Source organism: Achromobacter spanius (assembly GCF_003994415.1).
Taxonomy (GTDB): domain Bacteria; phylum Pseudomonadota; class Gammaproteobacteria; order Burkholderiales; family Burkholderiaceae_B; genus Achromobacter; species Achromobacter spanius_C.
The window spans coordinates 4375409-4395964 of sequence record NZ_CP034689.1; the positions used below are offsets into that span (position 1 = coordinate 4375409).

Below are 20556 nucleotides of genomic sequence, written 5' to 3' on the forward strand. Positions count from 1 at the left end.
TTGTCTCCCGAGTCTTTGGCGACTCTGATTTTTTGACGTCTATCGTGGTGTGCCCGGCATTCGGGCGGTGCTGCGTGGCGGCCAGGCGCTTACACCTTGCGCGCCTGGCCCTCCCAAAACTCGGCGCGCAAGCGGCGCTTGGCGATCTTGCCGTTGTCGTCGCGCGGCAGCGCCGGGCGCAGCAACAATTCGCGCGGCACTTTGTAGCGGGCGATGCGGGTGGACAGCCATTGCGTCAGGTCCTGCACATTGATGTCGGTGTCGGGCGCGGGCTGGATCAGCCCCAGCAAGCGTTCGCCGAATTCCGCGTCCGGCACGCCGAAGACGGCGCAATCGGCCACGCCCGGGTACTGGGTCAGGTGGTGTTCGATTTCGGCGGGATAGATGTTCACGCCGCCCGAGATCACCAGGTCTGATTCCCGGTCGCACACGAACAGATAGCCGTCTTCGTCCACGTAGCCCAGGTCGCCCAGGCCGATCAGCCCGTCGCGTTCCACCGCCAGGCGGGCGTCGGGATGGTTGCGGTAGGTGAAGTCGGCGTAGGCGGGCTGCCGCACGTAGATGCGACCGACTTCGCCCGGCGCACAGACGCGGCCGTCGTCGGCGTAGACCCGCACTTGCGCCGGCCCGATGGGCCGCCCCGCGCTGCCGGGCTTGGTCAGCGCTTCGTGCGAGTCGATCACCGTCACCATGCCCGCTTCGCTGGACGCATAGGTTTCATGGATGACCGGCCCCAGCCAGTCGATCATCGCGCGCTTGAGTTCGGGCGCGCAGGGAGCGCCGGTCGACGCCACGAAGCGCAACGATGACAGGTCGAACGATGCGCGCGTGGGCGCATCCAGCTTCAACAGGCGCACATACATGATGGGCACGAGATACACGGTGTCGATACGGTGCTGCTGGATCAGGCGCAAGACCTCAAGCGGGTCGAAGCGCGCCGTCAGCACCAGTGTGTCGCACACACGCAAGGCCACTTGCGCGAAGACGCTGGGCGCGCTGTGGTAGATGGGTGCGGGCAACAAGGCGCGGCAGCCCGGCCGCAGGCCGTAGGCTTGTTCCACCACGGACTCCACCGCCGCCAGATGCTCGGCCAGACGGTCCACCGGAAACGGCTGGCGCACCACACCCTTGGGCCGGCCGGTCGTGCCCGAGGTGTACGCCATGTGGCCGCGCGGGGCGACCAGGGGGCCGTCGTAGCGGGGCTGCGCGTCACGCCAGGCGTGGTAGTCGGCGCCATGGCCGCTGCCATCGCCATCGCCATCGCCATCATCTTCGCTGAGCGGCGCGGCCCTGGCATCGCCCTTTGCCGCGACCCGCAGCGCGGGCAGGCCGGCGGGCAATGCGGCGTGCACCTGGCGCCACAAATCGTCTTCCGCGATCAACACCTTGGCGCCGCTGTCGGCCACCAGGAACGCCACCTCGTCAGCCGTGTAATGCCAGTTGATGGGGCAGTAATAACAACCCAGCCGTTTGCAGGCCTGGATGATTTCCAGATATGGCATGCCGTTGCGCAGCAGCACCGCGATGACGTCGCCTTCGCGCACGCCCATCGCCGCCAGACCCGCCGCGACCTGCTCACCCCGGGCCACCAGCGCATCGCGCGTCAGGCTCAGGTCACCGGCAATGATGCGTGCCGTCATGCCGGCTTCCCCGCGCGTTGCGCCTTGTCCTGCGCGGTGCGCGCTTCGATGGCGGCGCGGGCGGCGGCCCAGTCTTCGTCGGACCAATCGAAGTACTGCTTGAAATAGGCGCCATTGGCCAGGTAATCGCCCCCGTCCAGCGCAATCGTCTGGCCGTTGATCCAATCATTGCCGGGTCCCAACAAAAAGGCAGCCAGTTCGCCGATGTCGTGCCCCGTGCCCAGGCGCCGCATGGGGTTCTGCTGGGTCAGGGCATCCTGGCCGTCGCCATTGGGACGCAGGCGCGCCGTCGCGCCTTCGGTGGGAATAACGCCCGGCGCAATGGCGTTCAGGCGGATGCCATGCCTGCCCCACTCCACCGCCAGCGATTTCGTCATGGCGTCGATGCCCGCCTTGGACATGGCCGAGGGCACCACGAACGGCGACCCCGTCCACACCCAGGTCACCACGATGGACACCACCGCGCCGTGCGTGCCGGACGCAATCCAGCGCTTGCCTACCGCCTGCGTCATGTAGAAGGTGCCGCGAAACACGGTGTCGGCGATGGCGTTGAAACCGCGCGCCGACAATTTTTCGGTGGGGCTGATGAAGTTGCCCGCCGCGTTATTGATCAGGCCGTCCAACCCGCCGTGCGTGGCCCAGATGCCCTCAACCATGGCATCCACCGCATCGGCGTCGCGGATGTCGACGGCATGCGCGTAGGCCTGGCCGCCGTACTTGGCGCGCAGCCCGGCGGCGGCTTCTTCCACCACGGCCTGGCGGCGGCCACACAAATGCACGGTGGCGCCCAGCGAGGCCAGTTGTTCGGCCATGGCCAGGCCCAGCCCCGTGCCGCCTCCCGTGACGAGAATGCGCTGGCCGCGGAACAGGTTCGCGCGGAACATGCTTTGCACCATGATTTGTCTCCTTTGTCTGATCGCAATGCCGGTGTGGGAAGCAGATTATCAACGCACCGATATCGCGACAATCCTTCAGTCTGAGTAAACTCTGTTTCCTCAGAGTCAACAATCCAAAACAGCCATGTCCGCCCTGCCCGCGTTGGACCTGAACCTGATCCAGCTCTTCGTGACCATCGTCGAGGCCGGCACGCTAAGCGAAGCGGCCTTGCGCCAGGGGGTGACGCGGTCGCACGTCAGCCGCAACCTGCAAAAGCTGGAACGCGCGTTCGGCGCCCAGTTGATCCGGCGCACCACCCGCCGCCTGGAACTGACCCAGCAGGGCACGGTGCTGTACGAACATGGGGCGCGCATGGCGCGCGAGGTGGAATCGGCGCGCCATGCCTTGCAGAAGCTGGGCGCGGAACCCACCGGCCACGTCCGCCTGTCCCTGCCCACTGGCCTGGGCGAACTGGACGCGCTGCGCCCCCTGCTGGTGCGCTTTGCGCTGGAGCACCCCAGCCTGAGCCTGCGGGTCCTGTTTTCCAACCGCGTCAGCGACCTGATTTCGTCAGAGATCGACGTGGCGCTGCGGGTGATTTCGCAGCCACCGCAAGACTACGTGGCCCGCGAGCTGGGCGACGTGAAATGGCATTTGTGCGCCGCCCCCGGCTATTTGCAGCGCGTGGGCATGCCCGCCCACCCGCGCGATCTGAGCCGGTTCGACTTACTATGCCCGCCTGGCCCCAAGGCGCAGGCAACGCTGCGTTTGACCCGCAAAGGGCAAACCTATGAAACCAAGCTGGCGCCCCGGCTGCAATCCGAGTACTTCCCGTTTCTGGCCCAGGCCGCGCGCGACGGCGCGGGCATCGCCTTGCTGCCCGCCTACATCGTGCAACCCGACCTGGAATCGCAGCGCCTGCGCGACGTGCTGCCCGCGTATCGCCCGGAAGGGCCGGGCGACAAGCTGTTCATCCTGACCTCGCCCACCCCCTATCCGTCCACCGCCCAACGCGCCCTGGTCGACTTCCTGAAACGCGAACTGGAACCGTTGCTGCGCGCCTATCTGGACTGAGCCGGCGCCCCTGTTTTTTGACCGCGCCCGCCGCCACGCCGCTGTAGGACAAGCCTGGTAAAACGACGGGGTCTTGCGGGCTTGGTCCATGTCCGCCAAAGTAGGGGTTTCGCAGTCGCTGAACGGGACCTGACTGGACTTGGGCTTGAACTTTGACGCGCGCCCCAAGTCTTATATAAGATATAAGACATGCGCCCTCGCGCGGGCTTGTGTCCCCTACAATGACAAACGCGCAAAAACGCCAGAAAATGCCGCCTGCGCCTGGGCGATCACAGCCGGGCAAAACCACGGAGTCCATCATGCCGCACAACACCCTAGACACTCTCAAGAATTTCAAGATCGGCAATAAATCCTGTCAGTACTATTCGCTGCCGGCGCTGGGCAAGTCCCTCGGCATCGATGTGCAGCGGCTCCCGGTATCGATCCGCGTCGTGCTGGAATCCGTACTGCGCAACTGTGATGGCAAGAAGGTCACGGAAGAACACGTCAAGCAGCTTGCCAACTGGCAGGCCAATGCCCGCCGCGAAGACGAAATCCCCTTCGTCGTGGCGCGCGTCGTGCTGCAGGACTTCACCGGCGTGCCGCTGTTGGCCGACATCGCGGCCATGCGTTCGGTGGCCGACAAGATGGGCAAGAGCCCCAAGAGCATTGAACCGCTGGTGCCGGTTGACCTGGTCGTTGACCACTCGGTCATGATCGACTACTTCGGCACCAAGAATGCGCTGGACCTGAACATGAAGCTGGAATTCAAGCGCAACCAAGAGCGCTACCAGTTCATGAAGTGGGGCATGCAGGCCTTTGACACCTTCGGCGTGGTGCCTCCGGGCTTTGGCATCGTCCACCAGGTCAACCTGGAATACCTGGCGCGCGGCGTGCATCAGGACAAGAAAAACAATGTCTATTACCCCGATTCGCTGGTGGGCACCGACAGCCACACCACGATGATCAACGGCATCGGCGTGGTGGGCTGGGGCGTGGGCGGCATCGAAGCCGAAGCCGGCATGCTGGGCCAGCCCGTGTACTTCCTGACGCCCGACGTGGTGGGCGTTGAACTCAAGGGCCAGTTGCGCGGCGGCGTCACCGCCACCGACCTGGTGCTGACCATTACCGAAATGCTGCGCCGTGAAAAAGTGGTGGCCAAATTCGTTGAGTTCTGCGGCGAAGGCACCGCCAGCCTGACCGTGGCCGAACGCGCCACCATCGGCAACATGGCGCCGGAATACGGCGCCACCATGGGCTTCTTCCCGGTTGACGAACGCACCATCGACTACTTCCGTGGCACCGGTCGCACCGAAGACGAAATCGCCGCCTTCGAAGCCTATTTCAAGGCGCAGAAGATGTTCGGCATCCCCGCCGCCCAAGACATCAACTTCACCAAGCTGCTGACGCTGGACCTGTCCACCGTGGCGCCGTCGCTGGCCGGCCCCAAGCGCCCGCAAGACCGCATCGAAATCGGCAACGTCAAGAACACGTTCATCGACCTGTTCTCCAAACCGGTCGCCGAAAACGGCTTCAACCAGCCGGCCGAAAAGCTGAACCAGACCTTCACCACCAGCACCGGCACCAAGATCAAGAACGGCGACATCCTGATTGCCGCCATCACGTCCTGCACCAACACGTCCAACCCCAACGTGTTGCTGGCTGCCGGCCTGTTGGCCAAGAAGGCCGTGGAGGCCGGCTTGAAGGTGCCCAAGCACATCAAGACGTCGCTGGCCCCCGGGTCGCGCGTGGTCACCGACTACCTGACCAAGACGGGCCTCTTGCCCTACCTGGAAAAGCTGGGCTTTGACGTGGCCGCCTACGGCTGCACCACCTGCATCGGCAACGCCGGCGACCTCACGCCCGACCTGAACGAAGCCATCATCGGCAACGACCTGGTCTGCTCGGCAGTCTTGTCCGGCAACCGCAACTTCGAAGCGCGCATCCACCCGAACATCAAGGCCAACTTCCTGGCCTCGCCCCCGCTGGTGGTGGCCTACGCGCTGGCCGGCACCGTCACCCGCGACCTGATGACCGAACCGGTTGGCAAGGGCAAGAACGGCGACGTCTGGCTGGGCGACATCTGGCCCACGTCCGAAGAAGTCGAAGCGCTGATGAAGCACGCGCTGGACCCGAAGGTGTTCGAAGCCAACTACGGCCAGGTCAAGAGCAACCCCGGCAAGCTGTGGGAAAACATCAAGGGCGTGGCCGGCGACACCTACAACTGGCCCGACTCCACCTACATTGCCGAACCGCCCTTCTTCGAAGGCTTCGACATGACGCCGGCCGCGATGCCCACCGTCAAGGGCGCGCGCGCGCTGGGCGTGTTTGGTGATTCGGTCACCACCGACCACATCTCGCCCGCGGGCTCCATCAAGGAAACCTCGCCGGCCGGCAAGTGGCTGAAGGAAAACGGCGTCATGAAGGCCGATTTCAACAGCTACGGCTCGCGTCGCGGCAACCACGAAATCATGATGCGCGGCACCTTCGCCAATGTGCGCATCAAGAATCTGATGATTCCGTCGCTGCCGGATGGCAGCCGTTTTGAAGGCGGCGAGACCCTGTTCCAGCCCACCGGCGAACAGATGTCCATCTACGACGCGGCCATGAAGTACGTGGCGCAGGGCACCCCCACCGTCGTCTTCGGCGGCGAAGAATACGGCACCGGCTCGTCGCGCGACTGGGCGGCCAAGGGCACGCAACTGCTGGGCGTGAAAGCCGTGATCACCCGCAGCTTTGAACGCATCCACCGCAGCAACCTGGTGGGCATGGGCGTGTTGCCGCTGCAGTTCAAGGGCACGGACAGCGTGGAGTCGCTGGGCATCACCGGCGAAGAAACCTACGACATCTCGGGCCTGGAAAATGGCATCAAGCCGATGCAGGACGTGACGCTGACGATCACCCGCAAGGACGGTTCGAAGCAGGACGTGACGGTGCTGCTGCGCATCGATACGCCGATCGAGGTCGACTACTACCAGCACGGCGGCATCCTGCCCTTCGTGCTGCGCCAACTGCTGGCGGCCTGACCCCGCCACTCGCTTGCGCCGCCCTCGCGGTGGCGCAATGCACAAGCCCCGAAGCCTTGCGGCTTCGGGGCTTTTTACTATGCAGGCCGGCTGCGACTCAGTCGTCGAACTGATAGGCGTCCATGGCCAGCGCGGCGTACGAGATCTCGTCGTTCAAGCGCTTGGCCGACGCACCGCCCGCGCCCAGCGCCACATACAGCGGCATCAGGTGATCATCATGCGGATGGGCCTGCGATGCGCCCGGCGCCTGCGCCTGCCAGTCCAACAGCGCCGGCAGGTTGTGATCGGCCAGATGGCGCGCATACCAGTCCTGAAACTCGGGCACATACGGCGCCGCCGGCGCGTTTTGCGGCATGCGCACATGGCGCAGATTGTGCGTCAACGACCCAGAGCCGATGATCAGGATGCCCTCGTCGCGCAGCGGCGCCAGCGCGCGGCCCAGCGCCAGTTGGCCCGCCGCGTCGCGGCCCATGTCCAGCGACAGTTGCACCACCGGCACGTCGACATCGGGATACAGGTAACGCAACGGCACCCAGGCGCCATGGTCCAGCGGACGGCGCGGGTCGCGGTCGGCGGCGATGCCCGATTCGGCCAGCAGCGTTTGCACGCGCGCGGCCAGTTCGGGCGACCCGGGCGCGGCGTATTGCAGCGTATAGAGCTCAGGCGGAAAGCCGCCGAAATCGTGCCAGGCCACTTGCTGGTCGCGGGTGGACAGGGCTAGGCCCTCACCCATCCAATGCGGCGACACCACCAGGATGCCGCGGGGCTTGCGGCCCTGGGCCTGGCTCCATGCCGCCAGCACGGGGCCGGTCAGCCCGGGTTCAACGGCCAGCATGGGCGAGCCATGGGAAACGAATAACGTAGGCCAACGCATGGTGCATGCCTCCAGCAATAAAATCGATGCCCAGATTTTCGGATGATTCCGATCAGCAATAAACCCCTGCGGCAGGCATGCTCTGTTGCCAATCCAGCATCAATAATGAATGCGTGTACAACTGCCACGCCCGACCGCCCCTGCCCTTGCAAACCATCCCGGCCACGCCGACGCGCGCGGCGGGCGTTAAACTACGTCGTTACACACTTACTGGACGTCCCTCGAAGTTATGGCCCGATCCCGCAGCCAATCCGCTCCCCGCATGACCCGCGACGCCACCCGCCTGGTGGCGCTGTCCCAGGCGCTTAACCGCTCGGGCAGCCGCGTTGAAGACGTGTTCTGGGAGAACCAGCTTGGCGAAGCGATTCCCAAGCTGCTCAAGGCTGGGCAGGACGCCCCGCTGGAAGCGGCCCTGGACCACCTCGCGCAAAGCGACATAGGCGCCTACGAAGTCTTGATCGAACAGGCGGAAACGCTGTCCGAATCCATGAAGATCGAGAAAGACGGCGTCGTGCACGACGTGTTGCTGATCGTCGCGCCGATTGTCGCCTGGACCCGTTACACCATCCCCACCGGCCCCGTTTCCGCCAGCGCCCAGCAGGCGCTGCTGGCGCAACTGCACGGCCATGTGCTGTCCAGCCAGGCCCGCACGGCATTGATGCCCATGCTGGTCAGCGTGGACCAGATGCCGCGCACCTTCGGCGAAACCTGGCAGTGGCTGCAACGCCTGGGCTCGCAGGCCCTGGGCGGCGAAGCCACCAAGCCCACGCTGAACACCGAAGTTGAAACGGCCAACATGCTGGCTGACACGCGCTACATCATCGGCGCCGTCGCGGTGCCCGAAAACGCACCCATCTTCCGCTGGCAGGAAAGCCTGGGCGACGCCGACGCCACGCGCGACGCCTGCCAGGAACAATGGGCCGCCCAGGCGCAACCCACGCTGGCCACGCTTTTGCCGGGTTGCGGTTTCGAAGCCCTGCTGCCCGACGCCTACTACGTCAGCAACCGCGAGGCCGACCGCCGTGTGCGCCCCCTGTCGCTGCGCGCCGCCGTCAGTTGGCTGGAAGGCGCGGTCAACCTGGATGCCTCGCAACTGCGCGCGGTGATCGCGGGCTGCGGCGAAAGCCGCATCGACGAATACCGCATCAGCTTCACGGCGCGCAACAGCAACGACGTGTACTACGGCTGCGTCTGGCCCTTGTATGGTCGCGAGGAAGAACTGCCGTCCGACGAAGGCCAGCCTGACGTAGTCGATGAAATCGCGGCCTTGCTGAAGGAATACGGCGTCACCGAAATGCGCCGCATCCCGGGCGTGCTGCCGGCGGAATATTGCGAAGACTGTGGCGCGCCCTACTTCCCCAACCCGCTGGGCGAACTGGTACACGCCGAATTGCCCGAGGACGCCGAAGCCGCGCCGGCCAAGTTCCACTAAACGCCCATGCAAGCGGATATCTTCTGCCGGGTCGTCGATAACTATGGCGACATCGGCGTGTGCTGGCGGCTGGCCCGCCGGCTATCTCAGGGCTGCGGCTGGGATATCCGCTTGTGGGTGGACGACCTGGCCAGCTTCGCCCGCATCCAACCGGGTATAGCCGAACACGCCGTGCGGCAACGCTGCGCAGGCGTGGATATCGTGCACTGGACCGACACGCCGGACCCGGCCCTGGGCGCACGCGATGTCGTCATCGAAGCCTTTGCCTGTGATCCCCCCGACGCTTTTCTGCACAGCATGCGCCGCGTGCACCCGGTCTGGATAAATCTGGAATACCTGAGCGCCGAAGCCTGGGTGGAAAGCTGTCACGGCCTGCCCTCGCAGCGGCCTGATGGCTTGGTAAAGCACTTTTTCTTTCCCGGCTTTACCACCGCCACAGGCGGCCTGCTGCGCGAACCAGGCTTGAGTGCGGAACGCGATGCGCTGCAAGCCTCGATGGATCTGCAAAACGACTTTTTGCGCGCGCTGGGAGTGGGCGACGCCGTGCTCTCGCGCCGCCGCGACGGCGCGCGCACGGTCAGCCTGTTCTGCTATCCCACGGCGCCGGTGCAGGCGTTGGTCAGCGCGCTGGCGGCCGACTCGCGGCCCAGCGTGTTGCTGGCGCCCGTGGGCATCGCGCCGGGGCTGGAAGCGGCTTGCGAGGCGCCCGGCGCCCCGCTGCTGGCCCGCCTGCCCTTTGTGGCCCAGCCGGATTTCGACCGCGTGCTGTGGTTGTCGGACCTGAACTTCGTGCGCGGTGAAGACTCGTTCATCCGCGCCGCCTGGGCGGCGCGCCCGCTGGTCTGGCAGATCTACCCGCAAGACCAGAACGTGCATCTGGAAAAGTTGGAGGCATGGCTGGCCCGCTATCCGGCCCCGGAATCCGCACAAGCGCTGATCCGGGCCTGGAACATGCCACAAGACGCGCAAACCCATGCGACGGTCTCCTCGGCGCTGGCGCCGGATGCCTGGCAACACTGGGCCGCCGCCGCGCGCGACTGGGACGCCAAGCAGGCGGCCCAACCCGATCTGGCCGAAAATCTGGCCGACTTTTGCGCAGACTTGGCCAAGAAACGTTAGAATAGAGAGTTTTCTGAGTCGCCCTGAATTTTGTCGGGCCTCAACCTGACGCCTCCCGGGGTGTGCAAAAAGCCGCAAGTACGCAATGCAAATACGCATAGCAAGTACGCAAGTACAGTACGGCGGCTTTTTGCAAGCACGGCGAGTGCACCCTATCCCCCGGAGTTTTATCGATGAAAACCGCTCAGGAATTGCGAGTCGGCAACGTGGTCATGGTCGGCAAGGATCCCCTCGTGGTCCAGAAAGCCGAATACAACAAGTCTGGCCGTAACGCTGCTGTTGTGAAGCTGAAGTTCAAGAACCTGCTGACCGCCTCGGCCAGCGAATCGGTTTACAAGGCCGACGAAAAGTTCGAAGTCGTTCAACTGGATCGCAAGGAGTGCACCTACTCCTACTTCGGCGACCCGATGTACGTCTTCATGGACGAAGAGTACAACCAGTACGAAATCGAAGCGGAAAGCATGGGCGACGCCCTGAACTACCTGGAAGAAGCGATGCCCGTGGAAGTGGTCTTCTACGACGGCCGCGCCATTTCGGTGGAACTGCCCACGACGATCGTCCGCGAAATCACCTATACCGAACCCGCCGTGCGTGGCGATACGTCGGGCAAGGTGACCAAGCCGGCCAAGATCAACACCGGCTACGAACTGAACGTGCCGCTGTTCTGCGCCATCGGCGACAAGATCGAAATCGACACCCGCACGAACGAATACCGCAGCCGCGTCAACAACTGATCCGGCAGCAGGTACGAAAAAGCCAGGTCCCTGACAACAGGGCCTGGCTTTTTTTATGGTTGCGCTGTCTGGAAATGGGCGCGCATGGCGTGCCACCTACCTACTGCAAGCGTTCGTCATCCAGGAAGTCAGGCACCGCCATGACTTCAATGCCGTCCTCGGCCAAGGCCTCGCGCTCTTCGGGCGTAGCGGTGCCGCGGATGGGGCGTTCGTCGGCGTCGCCGTCGTGGATGCGGCGGGCTTCTTCCGCAAAGCGGGGGCCGACGTTTTCGGTGTTGCGCAACAGCGCCCGCACCTGCTTCATGACCACGGCCTGCACGGCCGCCATTTTCTCGGCGTCGGACGCGCCTGCCGGCACGGCGGGCGGCTGAGCCGGTGCATGCAGGTGCGACACGTTCAAGCGCGGCGCCGACAGACGCTTGGTGATGCTGGCCGAGCCGCAAACGGGGCACGTGACCAGGCCACGCGCCTGTTGCGCGTCATAGTCGTCGTGCGATCCGAACCAGCCTTCAAAAATGTGGTTGTGCTCGCACTGAAGGTCAAAAACTTTGAGAGCCATGGTCGTCATATGGGGGCCAGCGGACAGAATACAAGAATCCGCTCGCGGCAAACGCTATCGTCTTGACGGCGTAGGGGCAAGGCGCCGACATCCCAAGAAAAAACGGGCCCGCAGGCCCGTCCTGGCGCGGCCCAGGCAATTACTTGCCGCGCTTGGCGCCGGGGCCGGCGTCGATCTTGGCTTGCTGGGCCTGCAGCGAATCAATCTGGCGCTGCAAGTCACGCAGTTGCTGGCGCACGTCCTTTTGCTGGTCGGCCAGCGCGGTGGTTTCCTGACGCGATTGTTCCTGGCGCGCCGCCACCTGCTGTTCCTGCTGCATGCGCAAGGCACGGTCGGCCTGCAGCGTGCTGAGCTGCGCGCTGCGGCTGGCCAGCAGCTTTTCGGCATGCGCGTATTCGGCTTGCAGCTTGATGCGCTTGATGTCGACTTCGGCCAGCTCGGCCGACTGCGCGGCAAACGCGCGGTAGGTGGATTCGGCCTGCTTTTCGGACACCGTCTTCAGCACGCGCCAAAAATCCTTTTGCTGGAACAAGGCCACGTAATAAGTCAGGTCTTCGGGCTTGAACAGCAGGCTGGCGCCATACGTGCCGTTATAGGCCGTGCGCAGTTCCGAAACCTGGCGGCTTTGGATGAGATCTTGCAATTCGGCCACCGTGGAAGCCGGTCGCGCGGGCGCGGCCGGGGCGGCGGGCGGGGTTACCGGCTTGGCAGCGGCTTGCGGATCTTCGACCTGCTTGACCGTGGGCCTCGGCGCTTCGGGCTGAGCGCTGGCGCACGCCGCCAAGCCGGACAATGCCGTGCCTAACAGCGCCATGCGTGTGGCGGCACGGATAAATTGGACGTTCATGCCTTCCCCAAAAAAATCGTTGCGGAACTATAGCAATTTATTTCGCTCGCGGCTGATCCGCTTACATTAGCCGCCAGCGGATTGTCGCCCCCTAGGGCCTTCCCCAATTGCGGCAATCAAGATGCCTCGACGACCCCTTCCGCCGTTTCACCCTGGCCACCGCCCAAATGCAGTTTTCGCATCTTTTCCCATAGCACCTTGCGGCTGATGCCCAGCGTGTTGGCGGTGTCCTGGCGGCGCCAGCCGTTGACGTCCAAGGCCGCCAGGATGCGGGCGCGCTCGGCTCGTTCCGCGTCCGTGAACACCGGCGGTTCGCACAGCGTGCTGGGGCCTCCCAAGGCGCCCGCGGCGCGCAGCGGTTCGGCGATCTGGTCAAAAATACGTTCGATGCGGGCCTGGTCCCAGGCCTGGAATTGCCGGCGCATGATGGCCACGCGTTCAGCCACGTTGGACAGCTCGCGCACGTTGCCCGCGTATCGGGTGCGCGCCACACGGTCCAGCAGCCAATCCGGCGGCTCGCCCTCGCCGCCCATGCGTTCGAGCAGCGCGCGAAAAATAGCGATCTTTTCTTCGCCGCCGCGCTGCTCCAGGTTGGGAATGCGCAGTTCGATCACCGCCAGGCGGTAATAGAGGTCCGCGCGGAATTCGTCCTGGCCCACCAGCACGCGCAGGTCTTTGTTGGTGGCCGCGACCAGGCGGAAATCCACTGGTATCTCGACCGTCGAGCCCAGCCGCGTCACCGCGCTTTGCTCCAGCACGCGCAGCAGCTTGACCTGCTGATACAGCGGCAGATCGCCGATTTCGTCCAGGAACAGCGTGCCGCCGTTGGCCTGTTCGAAGTAGCCCTTGTGCGCGCCGACCGCGCCGGTGAAGGCGCCCTTGGCGTGGCCAAAGAAATGCGCTTCAAACAGTCCTTCCGGAATGGCGCCGCAGTTGACAGCCACGAAGGGGCCATCGGACCAGGCGGCGCGGTCGTGCAGCAGCCGCGCAATGCGTTCCTTGCCCACGCCGGTTTCACCGTGAATCAACGCGTTGCTGCGGCAATCGGCAAACAGCTCGGCTTCGGCCAGCAGCGCCCGCATGGGCTCGGAAACGGCAATCAGCGGCTGTTCGCGCTTGGGCGCGGATCGGTTGAACTGGTCCAGCGTGCCCAACAGCTCATACAGCAGCTTGCGCAAATCCGCCGAGGTGAAGGACAGCGGCAGCGTATAGGAATATTCAGGCGGGTAATAACGCGGATCGCGTCCGCGCGCCTCGGCCGACACCCAGATCACCGGCATGGCTTGGGCCGACAACCAGTCGTAGCCGCTGAAGCGGTTGTCGCCCATGACCGACACCGATACCAGGGCCACCGCCGGGCGCGTCGGGTCGCGTGGCGGCGGGAAGGCCGTGCCGGCGTCCGCGCGCACCAGCGTCACGTCCATGCCGGCCAGACAGCGTTCCGCGCGGCCGGCAATGTCCGAGGTGCCTTCCCAGACGTACACATCGAACTCATCGCGGGTAAATTTCTGTGTCATCGCAGACACCATGCCGGCAAGGAAGGGGCGAAGTTCAAAAGCATCCTCATCAGTACACCAAGCGGGGTTGGCCGCAATCGACGGACAGCAGCGATACGTCGGTCTGGCCGACGCTGACGCCCAGCATGTCCAGCAACTGTTGCAGCAGCGCCGACAGGGGCGACAGCACCGGCTGCAACAGATTCACTACGATGGACAACACCCCGCCCACCTGCGAACTGCCGTCCAGCGCCAGCGCCGCCACCGAATTGATGCGGCACTGCCGGATCGCGCTGGGCGTGATCGCCAGCGTGCAGACCAGGTCATTCACGGGCGCCACCAGCAGCGACGTCAGGATATTGCCCACCAGTTGCAGCGTGCCGCCCAATACGCCCGTCAAGCCGCCCGTGGACAGCCGGTTGCCCAACTGATCCAACGCGGCCGAGGACCACTGCATGTCATTGAATACCTGCGTGATGGACTTGCCGGCATTGCTGCCGCCGCCGCCAACCAGGTTGGTGGCAAGCGCCGCGCGCTCCGCCGCGGTCAGCGGCGTTCCGGAACTGAAAAGGTCGCCCAGGATGCCGCCCACCACGGCATCCGCCAGGTTCGAGGCCAAGCCGCCCAGATCGATGGACGTGGCGTTCACCGTCTGCTTGGACGGCGCGCCCGGTGGTTCCGTCAGCGTGACCGACACCGGCGCCGCGGAATTGAAAACCGGCAAGGTGACCTTGGCGGTCAGGGGCAGAATGCCCAGCACGTTCAACACCTGATGGCGCTGGATGGCGCCAAACGAACCGGGTTCGCAGCTATTGGTCAGCGACACGAAATTCGCGGCGTTCTGATCCGTGTTTGACGTCATGCCCGGAAAGCGTCCCAGGCAGATGTTGGCCGCCGACGCGGTCACCGCGATGGTGGCCTGGTGCTCCGTCAAGGGCGCCTGGCACAGGTTGGTCAGCGTGCCGGTGGATTGCGCCACATCGATGATGATGGGCAGGTCGACCCGCGTGCCCAACGTATTCGCCAGCAAGGGCCCCACCAGCGGAATGTTGCTGGTGTTCACGCGCAGGTAGACGCGTATGCCCGCGCTGGTGGCCTGGGCGCCAATACCGCCGATGGCCAGCGTGGGCGGTTCCACCACGCGCACCCGGGCATCCACGCCCAGCAGCGGCACGCTCAAGCCCAGGTTGATCAGGTTCTCCCCGTTGGCCACGACCAATGCGGTTTCCAACAGGTTCAGCGCGTTCACGTTCGCCGCCAGCGCGCCCGTGGCGTCTCCCCCCACCACCGACAGACCCAGCACACCGCCATCGCCAAACAGCTTCACGGGCAGGTTCAGCGGCATCACCGCCAGCACCGTGTTGATGGCGTCGCTGATCAGGCCGATGTCGGCCGCCGCCGTGCCGCTTTGGTTGACGACCGTCAGCGTGGCTTGCAGCAACTGGCCCAGGGTCAGATTGTCGAGCGCCGCCAATTCCGCTGGCGTGCCCACGCCGGTAGCCACCGACAGCGGCAAGCCCAGCGCCTGCAGCAGGCCTGACGGCGTGATATTGACGCTGGCCAGGCCCGCCGCGTCCAGCACGTCCAACTGCGCGGGCGAGGCGCCCACGGTCGACAGCAATTGCGACAGCAGCCCGCCGCGTTCCAGGCGCAGCAAGCGCGAACCCACCGTGAATGCCGCCACGGGTTGCGTATTGGTGGCGACGGCGCTGACCGATACGGTCGTGCTCAGCCCCAGGGTGCCGAACAGGCTGGCGAGTTGCTTGCGAATGGTCAGGCGCACGGCGTTGAGCGTCTCCGCGCCGGCAGGGTCGAACACATGCATGCCGCTCGCGTCGGCGCGGGTGGAGTCCCACCGCTTGCACTCCACCGTGATGTCGTCAGCGGCGAAGGTGTCAAAAATGTTGGGCAGGTTCGCCAAGGCGGACGTCTTGCCGGCGGCAGCGGCCCGGGTGCAATCCGCTGGCGACCCCATGCCCAGCACCTGTACCGCCGACAGTGCCGCCAGGTCCGCGGCCTTTTGCACTTCGCGTTTCATGTAGTAGCCGTAGCCCAACTGCGCCACGCCCAGCATCGCCACGCCCACCAGCACCGCGAACACGACGGCCACGGCCATGCTGCCGCGCTGGCGGAGCAAGGACACACCACGATGAGGTCTGGCGGGCATGGGTGGGCAATCCTGGATTGCAATGCAATGAAGGCGGATCGGGGTTCAGTTGGTGCTTTTGGTCTCTACGCGCTTTTGCAGATACTCCGGAATCGGGTGCGAAAAACTTTCCAGATAGCGGTTCCAGGCGGCGGTCGAGACCGGCCCCAGCACGGGCAACATGGCGCCGGCGCGGCGGCCGTCCGCCTGCGCGGCCAACAAGCCTCGCGTGACGTCACCGAACGCTTCCTCGGCCGGCGCGGCGGCCTGGGTACTGGTTGATGCGGGCTGCGCGACTTGCGTAGACGTGGCGGCGGTCGCTGCCGGCTGCGGCATTGGCGTCTGCACCTGCTGCACAACGGGCCGCGAGGGCAGTGGCGCCCGCGGCAAGGCCTGAGCTGGCGCCGCAGCGGTCGCGCCGCCAGTCATGCCGCCAGTCAGCGGCGCGTTCGACTGCGCCTGGCTGGCCAACGGCGCCAGGGCCGTCAGCGCAGCGGCCAAGGCGGCGGCCAATGCGATGGATGCGGAATAACGGGAGTCAGACATGGATCTCTTCCTGAATACGGGTTAGCGCACGATGGGCCCATTGCCCAGGCCTTCCATCAACGGACTCATCACTGGCATCACGATGCCGCCGCCACTGGACACGCGGGTTGCCGACGCATCAGCCGCCACGGGCACCGGCATCGGCGCACGCTGGGTGCGGATGTCAGACGCCATGCGCAGCACCTGGTTGCGCGCCTCGTCGCTGAGCCTGGCCTGATCCATCAGCCGTTGCGCCCGCACCGGCTCGCCTTCCACCAGCAGCAGCACGGCCAGATTGGCCAGCACCTTGCCGTTGTCGGGCGCCAGTTCGGCCGCCTGCCCCAAGGGCACGCGCGCACCGGCCGGGTCCCCCGCGCGCAGCCGCGCATAACCCAGGTCGCCCAGAATGCGCGGATCCATCGGCGACAGCTTGGCCGCGCGCGCGAAGTCATCGGCGGCCTGCTCGAACTGGCCGCGAGAGCCGGCGATCAAGCCCAGGCCATGCCAGCCGTCGGCCGCCTGATCGGTGCCCAGCAGCGCGCGATACGCCTGTTCGCTCATCGCCGTCTGGCCGGTCTGGCGCAAGGCTTCCGCACGCAACACCGCCACCCGCGCGTCGTTGCCGAACTTCTGCCGATAGGCGTCGATATACGCCAGGGACGCAAAATACCGCTCTTGGCGCTGCGCCTCGGCAATCAGCGACAACATCATCTCGGGCTCTTTGGGGCGCCCCTTGGCATCGGCCTCTTCTTCCTTCTGCCGCGCCAGCGCCTGTTCCTGCTGTTGCTGCTGGATCAACTGCCAGGCCGACTCCGCGCTATTGGTCTTGCATCCGGCAAGGCCCGCGCCGGCAGCCACCGTCGTCGCCATCAGCGTCCACCGCAACACACGCGCCTTGCTCTTGATTCCGTCAGCCATTACATCCCCCCCATGCGCGACATGCCGCGCAATACCGCGATGAACCCCGCCCCGCCCGTCACGATCAACAGCGCGGGCAGCAAGGTCACGATCATGACCCCCGTCATCTTCACGGTGGTCTTGCCGACCTTTTCCTTCAGTTCCAACCTGCGCTTGTCGCGCAAGCGCTCACCAAAGCGGTTCAAGGGCTCTTGCACGGCGCCGCCATGCTGATCCACTTGCGCAATCAGCCGGCAGATGGCCGACAGGTCGTCGTTGTCGAAGCCCGAGGCCAGCCGCGCCAGCGATTGCTCGCGGCTGCGGCCACGCACATGCAGTTCAGACGCCAGCCGCAGTTCGTGCGACAGCACCGGCAGCACCTGCGCGAATTCCTTTATCAGCACCTGCATGCTTTGGTCGATGGACAGGCCCACTCCTTGCAGCAAGCGCAGCAGGTCGATCAGCAGCGGCAATTCGTCGCCGGCCATGCGCTTGCGGCGCGCCAGACGCCGGCTGACCACCCATTTGGGCAGCATGTAGCCGATAGCGAAGCCGAAGAACGCGGCGATCAAGCCGCCCATCGGAGAGTCGATCAACTGCTTCTGCTGGTTGAGCAGCACCGCCGCGATGGGCAGCAAGATGGCCAGGCCGAAGCGCGCCACCACAAAGCGCGACCGCGCGGTGCCAGAGTTGGCATAGCCCGCCATGTCGACCATCTTGCGGTCCTCGGCGGCCAGCAGCGTGTCGGCAAGACGGCCTTCGCTCAAGCGCTTGCCGAACGCATCGGCAGCACGGGTGGCCGATGAAAACCGCCCTTCTCCCGTGTCGGCGGGCATCGTGCCCGCCGCCGCGCCAGGGTTCTGGCGCGTCGCCAGCGCCTGATCGATCACCTGGCGGCTGCGGCTCTGCCCGCGCAGGCGCCGCACCATGCCGATGCCCAGCACCAGCAGCGCCGCGGCCACCAGCAACAAGCCTGCCGCCAGCACGGTTGAGGCCTTCCAGGATTGCAGCATCTCCATCGTCGCCATCCCTTAAATTGACTTGGCCATGCGATACAGCCAATAGCAGCCGCCAATCTGCAACACCACGGCGGTGAGCAGCATCTTGAAGCCCAGCGGGTCTTCCCACAGCCCCATGAAAAGCTTGTTGTTGGCCACGATGATGAAGCCGGCGATGCCCACTGGCAGCAAGGCCAGGATCCAGGCGGACAAGCGCACCTCGGCGGAACTGGCCGTCAATTCGTTGCGGGCCTGGGCCACGTCGCGCATGAACGCGGCCATGCGTTCCAGCACCTGGTCGCTACGGCCGCCGAAGCGCATGGCCAGCGACACCACCGCGGCCACCATGTACAGCTCTTTCAAGCCGTACATGCGCGACACCTGCACCAGCGCCGCGTCCAGTTCCTTGGCCGACCGGCTCAGGCTGGCCGCCGTTTCCACCACTTCCAGCAAGGGCTGGTCGGTGGAGGCCGCCGCCGTCTGGAATGCCGCGCCCATGCTGTTGCCGATGGTGATCAGGCGCACGATGTTGTCCAGGAAGGCGGGCAGTTGGGAGATCATCCGACGCCTGCGTTTGTCGGCGCGCAGCCAGAGCAGAAAGTACGTCAGCACGGCCAGCATGATGAAAGAGACCACGCCGGACAGGGGGCCCAAAAACACCCAGGCCAGCACCGTGCCCGCCGCCACGGGAATGGCGATCCGCAGATAGAAGCCCACGCTTTGACGCACGCCCGCCAGCAGCAGCAGGCGGTCCCAACTGGAAAAGCCGCTGCGCAGCGCGCGCCCGCCTTCGGCGAACGGTGCAGCTTCGACCGCTTCACGACCCCGCTTGAGCTGGTTGTCCAGGAACGCCGAGCTGGCGGCGCGCCGCGCGCCGCTATTGGCGTGGCGCCACAGCAGCACCGCGCCAGAAGCCAGCACCAATGCCAACGCAGCCAGGATCAAAGCGTCTTGCATCAGCGCCTCCGGCTCCAGAATCCACCGCCGCCCCCGTCGTTGTCTCCCGGGGGAGCGTCATGGGTGCGTGCGTCGTTGCGCAGTTTCGCCAGCTTGGGCGTGTGCGGGTGTATGCCCAGCCAGTTCCAACGGTCTTTTTCCTCGCCCTCGGGCGTGGTGAAGGTTTCGTGGCGGTACAGTTCCTGCGTCGAAATGACGTTATCGCCCATGCCGGTGACTTCGGTTACCGACAGCACGCGCCGCTTGCCGTTGGACAGGCGGCCGATCTGCACAATGAAGTCCAGCGCGCTGGCGATCTGCCGGCGCAAGCTGTCTTCGCTACCTTGAAAGCCCGCGAAGCCCGCCAGCATTTCGATGCGGTACAGGCATTCGCGCGCGGAGTTGGCGTGGATGGTGGCCATGGAGCCTTCGTGGCCGGTGTTCATGGCCTGCAGCATGTCCATGACTTCGGCGCCGCGCACTTCGCCCACCACCACCCGATCGGGCCGCATCCGCAGGCTGTTGCGGATCAGTTCGCGGATGCTGACCGCGCCGCTGCCATCAAACCCGCCCTGACGCGATTCCAGCCGCACCACGTGCGGATGGTTCAACGACAGTTCGGCGGTGTCTTCCACCGTCACCACGCGCTCCGTTTCCGGAATGAAAAACGCCAGCGCGTTCAAGAGCGAGGTCTTGCCCGAGCTGGTGCCGCCCGACACCAGCACGTTGCAGCGGTTCTTCACCGCTTCGTGCAGCAGCCGATAGATGTCTTCGTCGAAGGTGCCCAGCGTCAGCAGGTCGGCGGGCTTGAGCGGATCTTGGCGAAACTTGCGGATGGACACCATCGGGCCGTCCACGGCCAGCGGTTCAATCACCACATTCAAGCGGCCGCCGTCGGGCAGGCGCGCGTCCACCATGGGGCTGGACTCGTCCAGCCGCCGGCCGATGGGCGCCAGGATGCGGCGCACGATGCGCAGCACATGCTGGTTGTCGGTGAAGCGCAGGGTCTCGCGCGCCAGCACCCCGCGCCGCGACACGAAGACGTTGTCGTAGCCGTTGATCAGAATATCTTCAACGGCCGGGTCGGCCAGCAGGTCTTCCAGCGGCCCTAGGCCCGCCAATTCCTTGGTGAGCGCCTCGGCAATCTGGCGCATCTCGCCTTCGTTGATCGGCACGCGGCGCAAGCGCACGAAGCTGGCGACTTCGATGTCGACGAATTCCTGGATCGCCGAATGGGCCCAACGGCCGAACTCGGCGCCCAGTTCCTCGATACGGGACAGCAGGTGTTCGTATGCCGCCGTCTTGACTTCCTGAAAGCGGTTCGACGAAGCAAAGCCCTTGTCGCCGTCACCGCCGAATTCTATGGTTGCTGTCATGATCATGTCGGATTCCGCCGCC

At 65.3% G+C, this 20556-nt stretch carries 17 protein-coding genes; 5 read left to right on the forward strand and 12 right to left on the reverse strand.

Annotation, left to right across the window (positions count from 1 at the left end; translation table 11 throughout):
* Positions 1-89 precede the first annotated feature (89 nt).
* On the reverse strand, positions 90-1640 hold the full coding sequence (locus tag ELS24_RS19940) for an AMP-binding protein (protein ID WP_127185135.1): 1551 nt from the start codon (positions 1638-1640) through the stop codon (positions 90-92).
* The gene (locus ELS24_RS19945; RefSeq protein WP_050448507.1) at positions 1637-2524 is read right to left on the reverse strand and encodes an SDR family oxidoreductase; all 888 of its coding nucleotides are present in this window, start codon (positions 2522-2524) and stop codon (positions 1637-1639) included. Before ELS24_RS19945 ends, ELS24_RS19940 begins: the two co-directional genes overlap by 4 nt.
* A 136-nt stretch (positions 2525-2660) precedes the next feature.
* On the opposite strand from ELS24_RS19945, the gene ELS24_RS19950 reads away from it, so the two are divergent.
* Complete coding sequence (locus ELS24_RS19950; protein WP_127185136.1) at positions 2661-3590, forward strand: LysR family transcriptional regulator; 930 nt, start codon at positions 2661-2663, stop codon at positions 3588-3590.
* Between the two features lie 299 nt (positions 3591-3889).
* Positions 3890-6595 carry an aconitate hydratase AcnA gene (gene acnA / locus ELS24_RS19955; protein ID WP_127185137.1) on the forward strand — a complete coding sequence of 902 codons (2706 nt, stop codon included), beginning with the start codon at positions 3890-3892 and terminating at the stop codon, positions 6593-6595.
* A 97-nt stretch (positions 6596-6692) separates the two neighbouring features.
* Here acnA and ELS24_RS19960 read toward each other — a convergent pair whose 3' ends face one another.
* Positions 6693-7469: a DODA-type extradiol aromatic ring-opening family dioxygenase gene (locus ELS24_RS19960; RefSeq protein ID WP_127185138.1), complete on the reverse strand. Its 777-nt coding sequence runs from the start codon at positions 7467-7469 to the stop codon at positions 6693-6695.
* A 229-nt stretch (positions 7470-7698) separates the two neighbouring features.
* Between ELS24_RS19960 and ELS24_RS19965 the strand changes: the two genes are divergently transcribed.
* The 3 genes from ELS24_RS19965 (at position 7699) to efp (ending at position 10754) form a co-directional block, all read left to right on the forward strand.
* Entirely contained in the window at positions 7699-8901 is a 1203-nt protein-coding gene (locus ELS24_RS19965) for a DUF2863 family protein (RefSeq protein WP_127185139.1), read from the forward strand.
* A gap of 6 nt (positions 8902-8907) precedes the next feature.
* The gene (gene earP, locus ELS24_RS19970) at positions 8908-10020 is read left to right on the forward strand and encodes an elongation factor P maturation arginine rhamnosyltransferase EarP (protein ID WP_127185140.1); all 1113 of its coding nucleotides are present in this window, start codon (positions 8908-8910) and stop codon (positions 10018-10020) included.
* A 173-nt stretch (positions 10021-10193) separates the two neighbouring features.
* A complete protein-coding gene (efp, locus tag ELS24_RS19975) occupies positions 10194-10754 on the forward strand; it encodes an elongation factor P (RefSeq protein WP_006220534.1) in 561 nt (186 codons plus the stop codon).
* A gap of 100 nt (positions 10755-10854) precedes the next feature.
* Here efp and ELS24_RS19980 read toward each other — a convergent pair whose 3' ends face one another.
* The 9 genes from ELS24_RS19980 to ELS24_RS20020 all read right to left on the reverse strand — a co-directional run bounded on the left by ELS24_RS19980 (position 10855) and on the right by ELS24_RS20020 (position 20540).
* Complete coding sequence (locus ELS24_RS19980) at positions 10855-11313, reverse strand: DUF1178 family protein (RefSeq protein ID WP_050448509.1); 459 nt, start codon at positions 11311-11313, stop codon at positions 10855-10857.
* Positions 11314-11452: 139 nt separating this feature from the next.
* On the reverse strand, positions 11453-12160 hold the full coding sequence (locus ELS24_RS19985; RefSeq protein ID WP_050448500.1) for a DUF2968 domain-containing protein: 708 nt from the start codon (positions 12158-12160) through the stop codon (positions 11453-11455).
* 116 nt (positions 12161-12276) lie between these two features.
* The gene (locus tag ELS24_RS19990) at positions 12277-13677 is read right to left on the reverse strand and encodes a sigma 54-interacting transcriptional regulator (RefSeq protein WP_127185141.1); all 1401 of its coding nucleotides are present in this window, start codon (positions 13675-13677) and stop codon (positions 12277-12279) included.
* A gap of 49 nt (positions 13678-13726) precedes the next feature.
* Positions 13727-15823, reverse strand: a complete 2097-nt coding sequence (locus ELS24_RS19995) for a TadG family pilus assembly protein (protein ID WP_127185142.1) — start codon at positions 15821-15823, stop codon at positions 13727-13729.
* A 45-nt stretch (positions 15824-15868) separates the two neighbouring features.
* Positions 15869-16348: a DUF3613 domain-containing protein gene (locus ELS24_RS20000; protein WP_127185143.1), complete on the reverse strand. Its 480-nt coding sequence runs from the start codon at positions 16346-16348 to the stop codon at positions 15869-15871.
* 21 nt (positions 16349-16369) lie between these two features.
* Positions 16370-17245 (reverse strand): tetratricopeptide repeat protein, encoded by an 876-nt coding sequence (locus ELS24_RS20005; protein ID WP_083447592.1) that lies wholly within the window; start codon positions 17243-17245, stop codon positions 16370-16372.
* Entirely contained in the window at positions 17245-18243 is a 999-nt protein-coding gene (locus ELS24_RS20010) for a type II secretion system F family protein (protein ID WP_127185144.1), read from the reverse strand. The genes ELS24_RS20005 and ELS24_RS20010 overlap by 1 nt, the downstream gene beginning before the upstream one ends.
* Before the next feature lie 12 nt (positions 18244-18255).
* Positions 18256-19179: a type II secretion system F family protein gene (locus tag ELS24_RS20015; protein ID WP_127185145.1), complete on the reverse strand. Its 924-nt coding sequence runs from the start codon at positions 19177-19179 to the stop codon at positions 18256-18258.
* A complete protein-coding gene (locus tag ELS24_RS20020) occupies positions 19179-20540 on the reverse strand; it encodes a CpaF family protein (protein WP_127185146.1) in 1362 nt (453 codons plus the stop codon). Before ELS24_RS20020 ends, ELS24_RS20015 begins: the two co-directional genes overlap by 1 nt.
* Between the last annotated feature and the right edge of the window lie 16 nt (positions 20541-20556).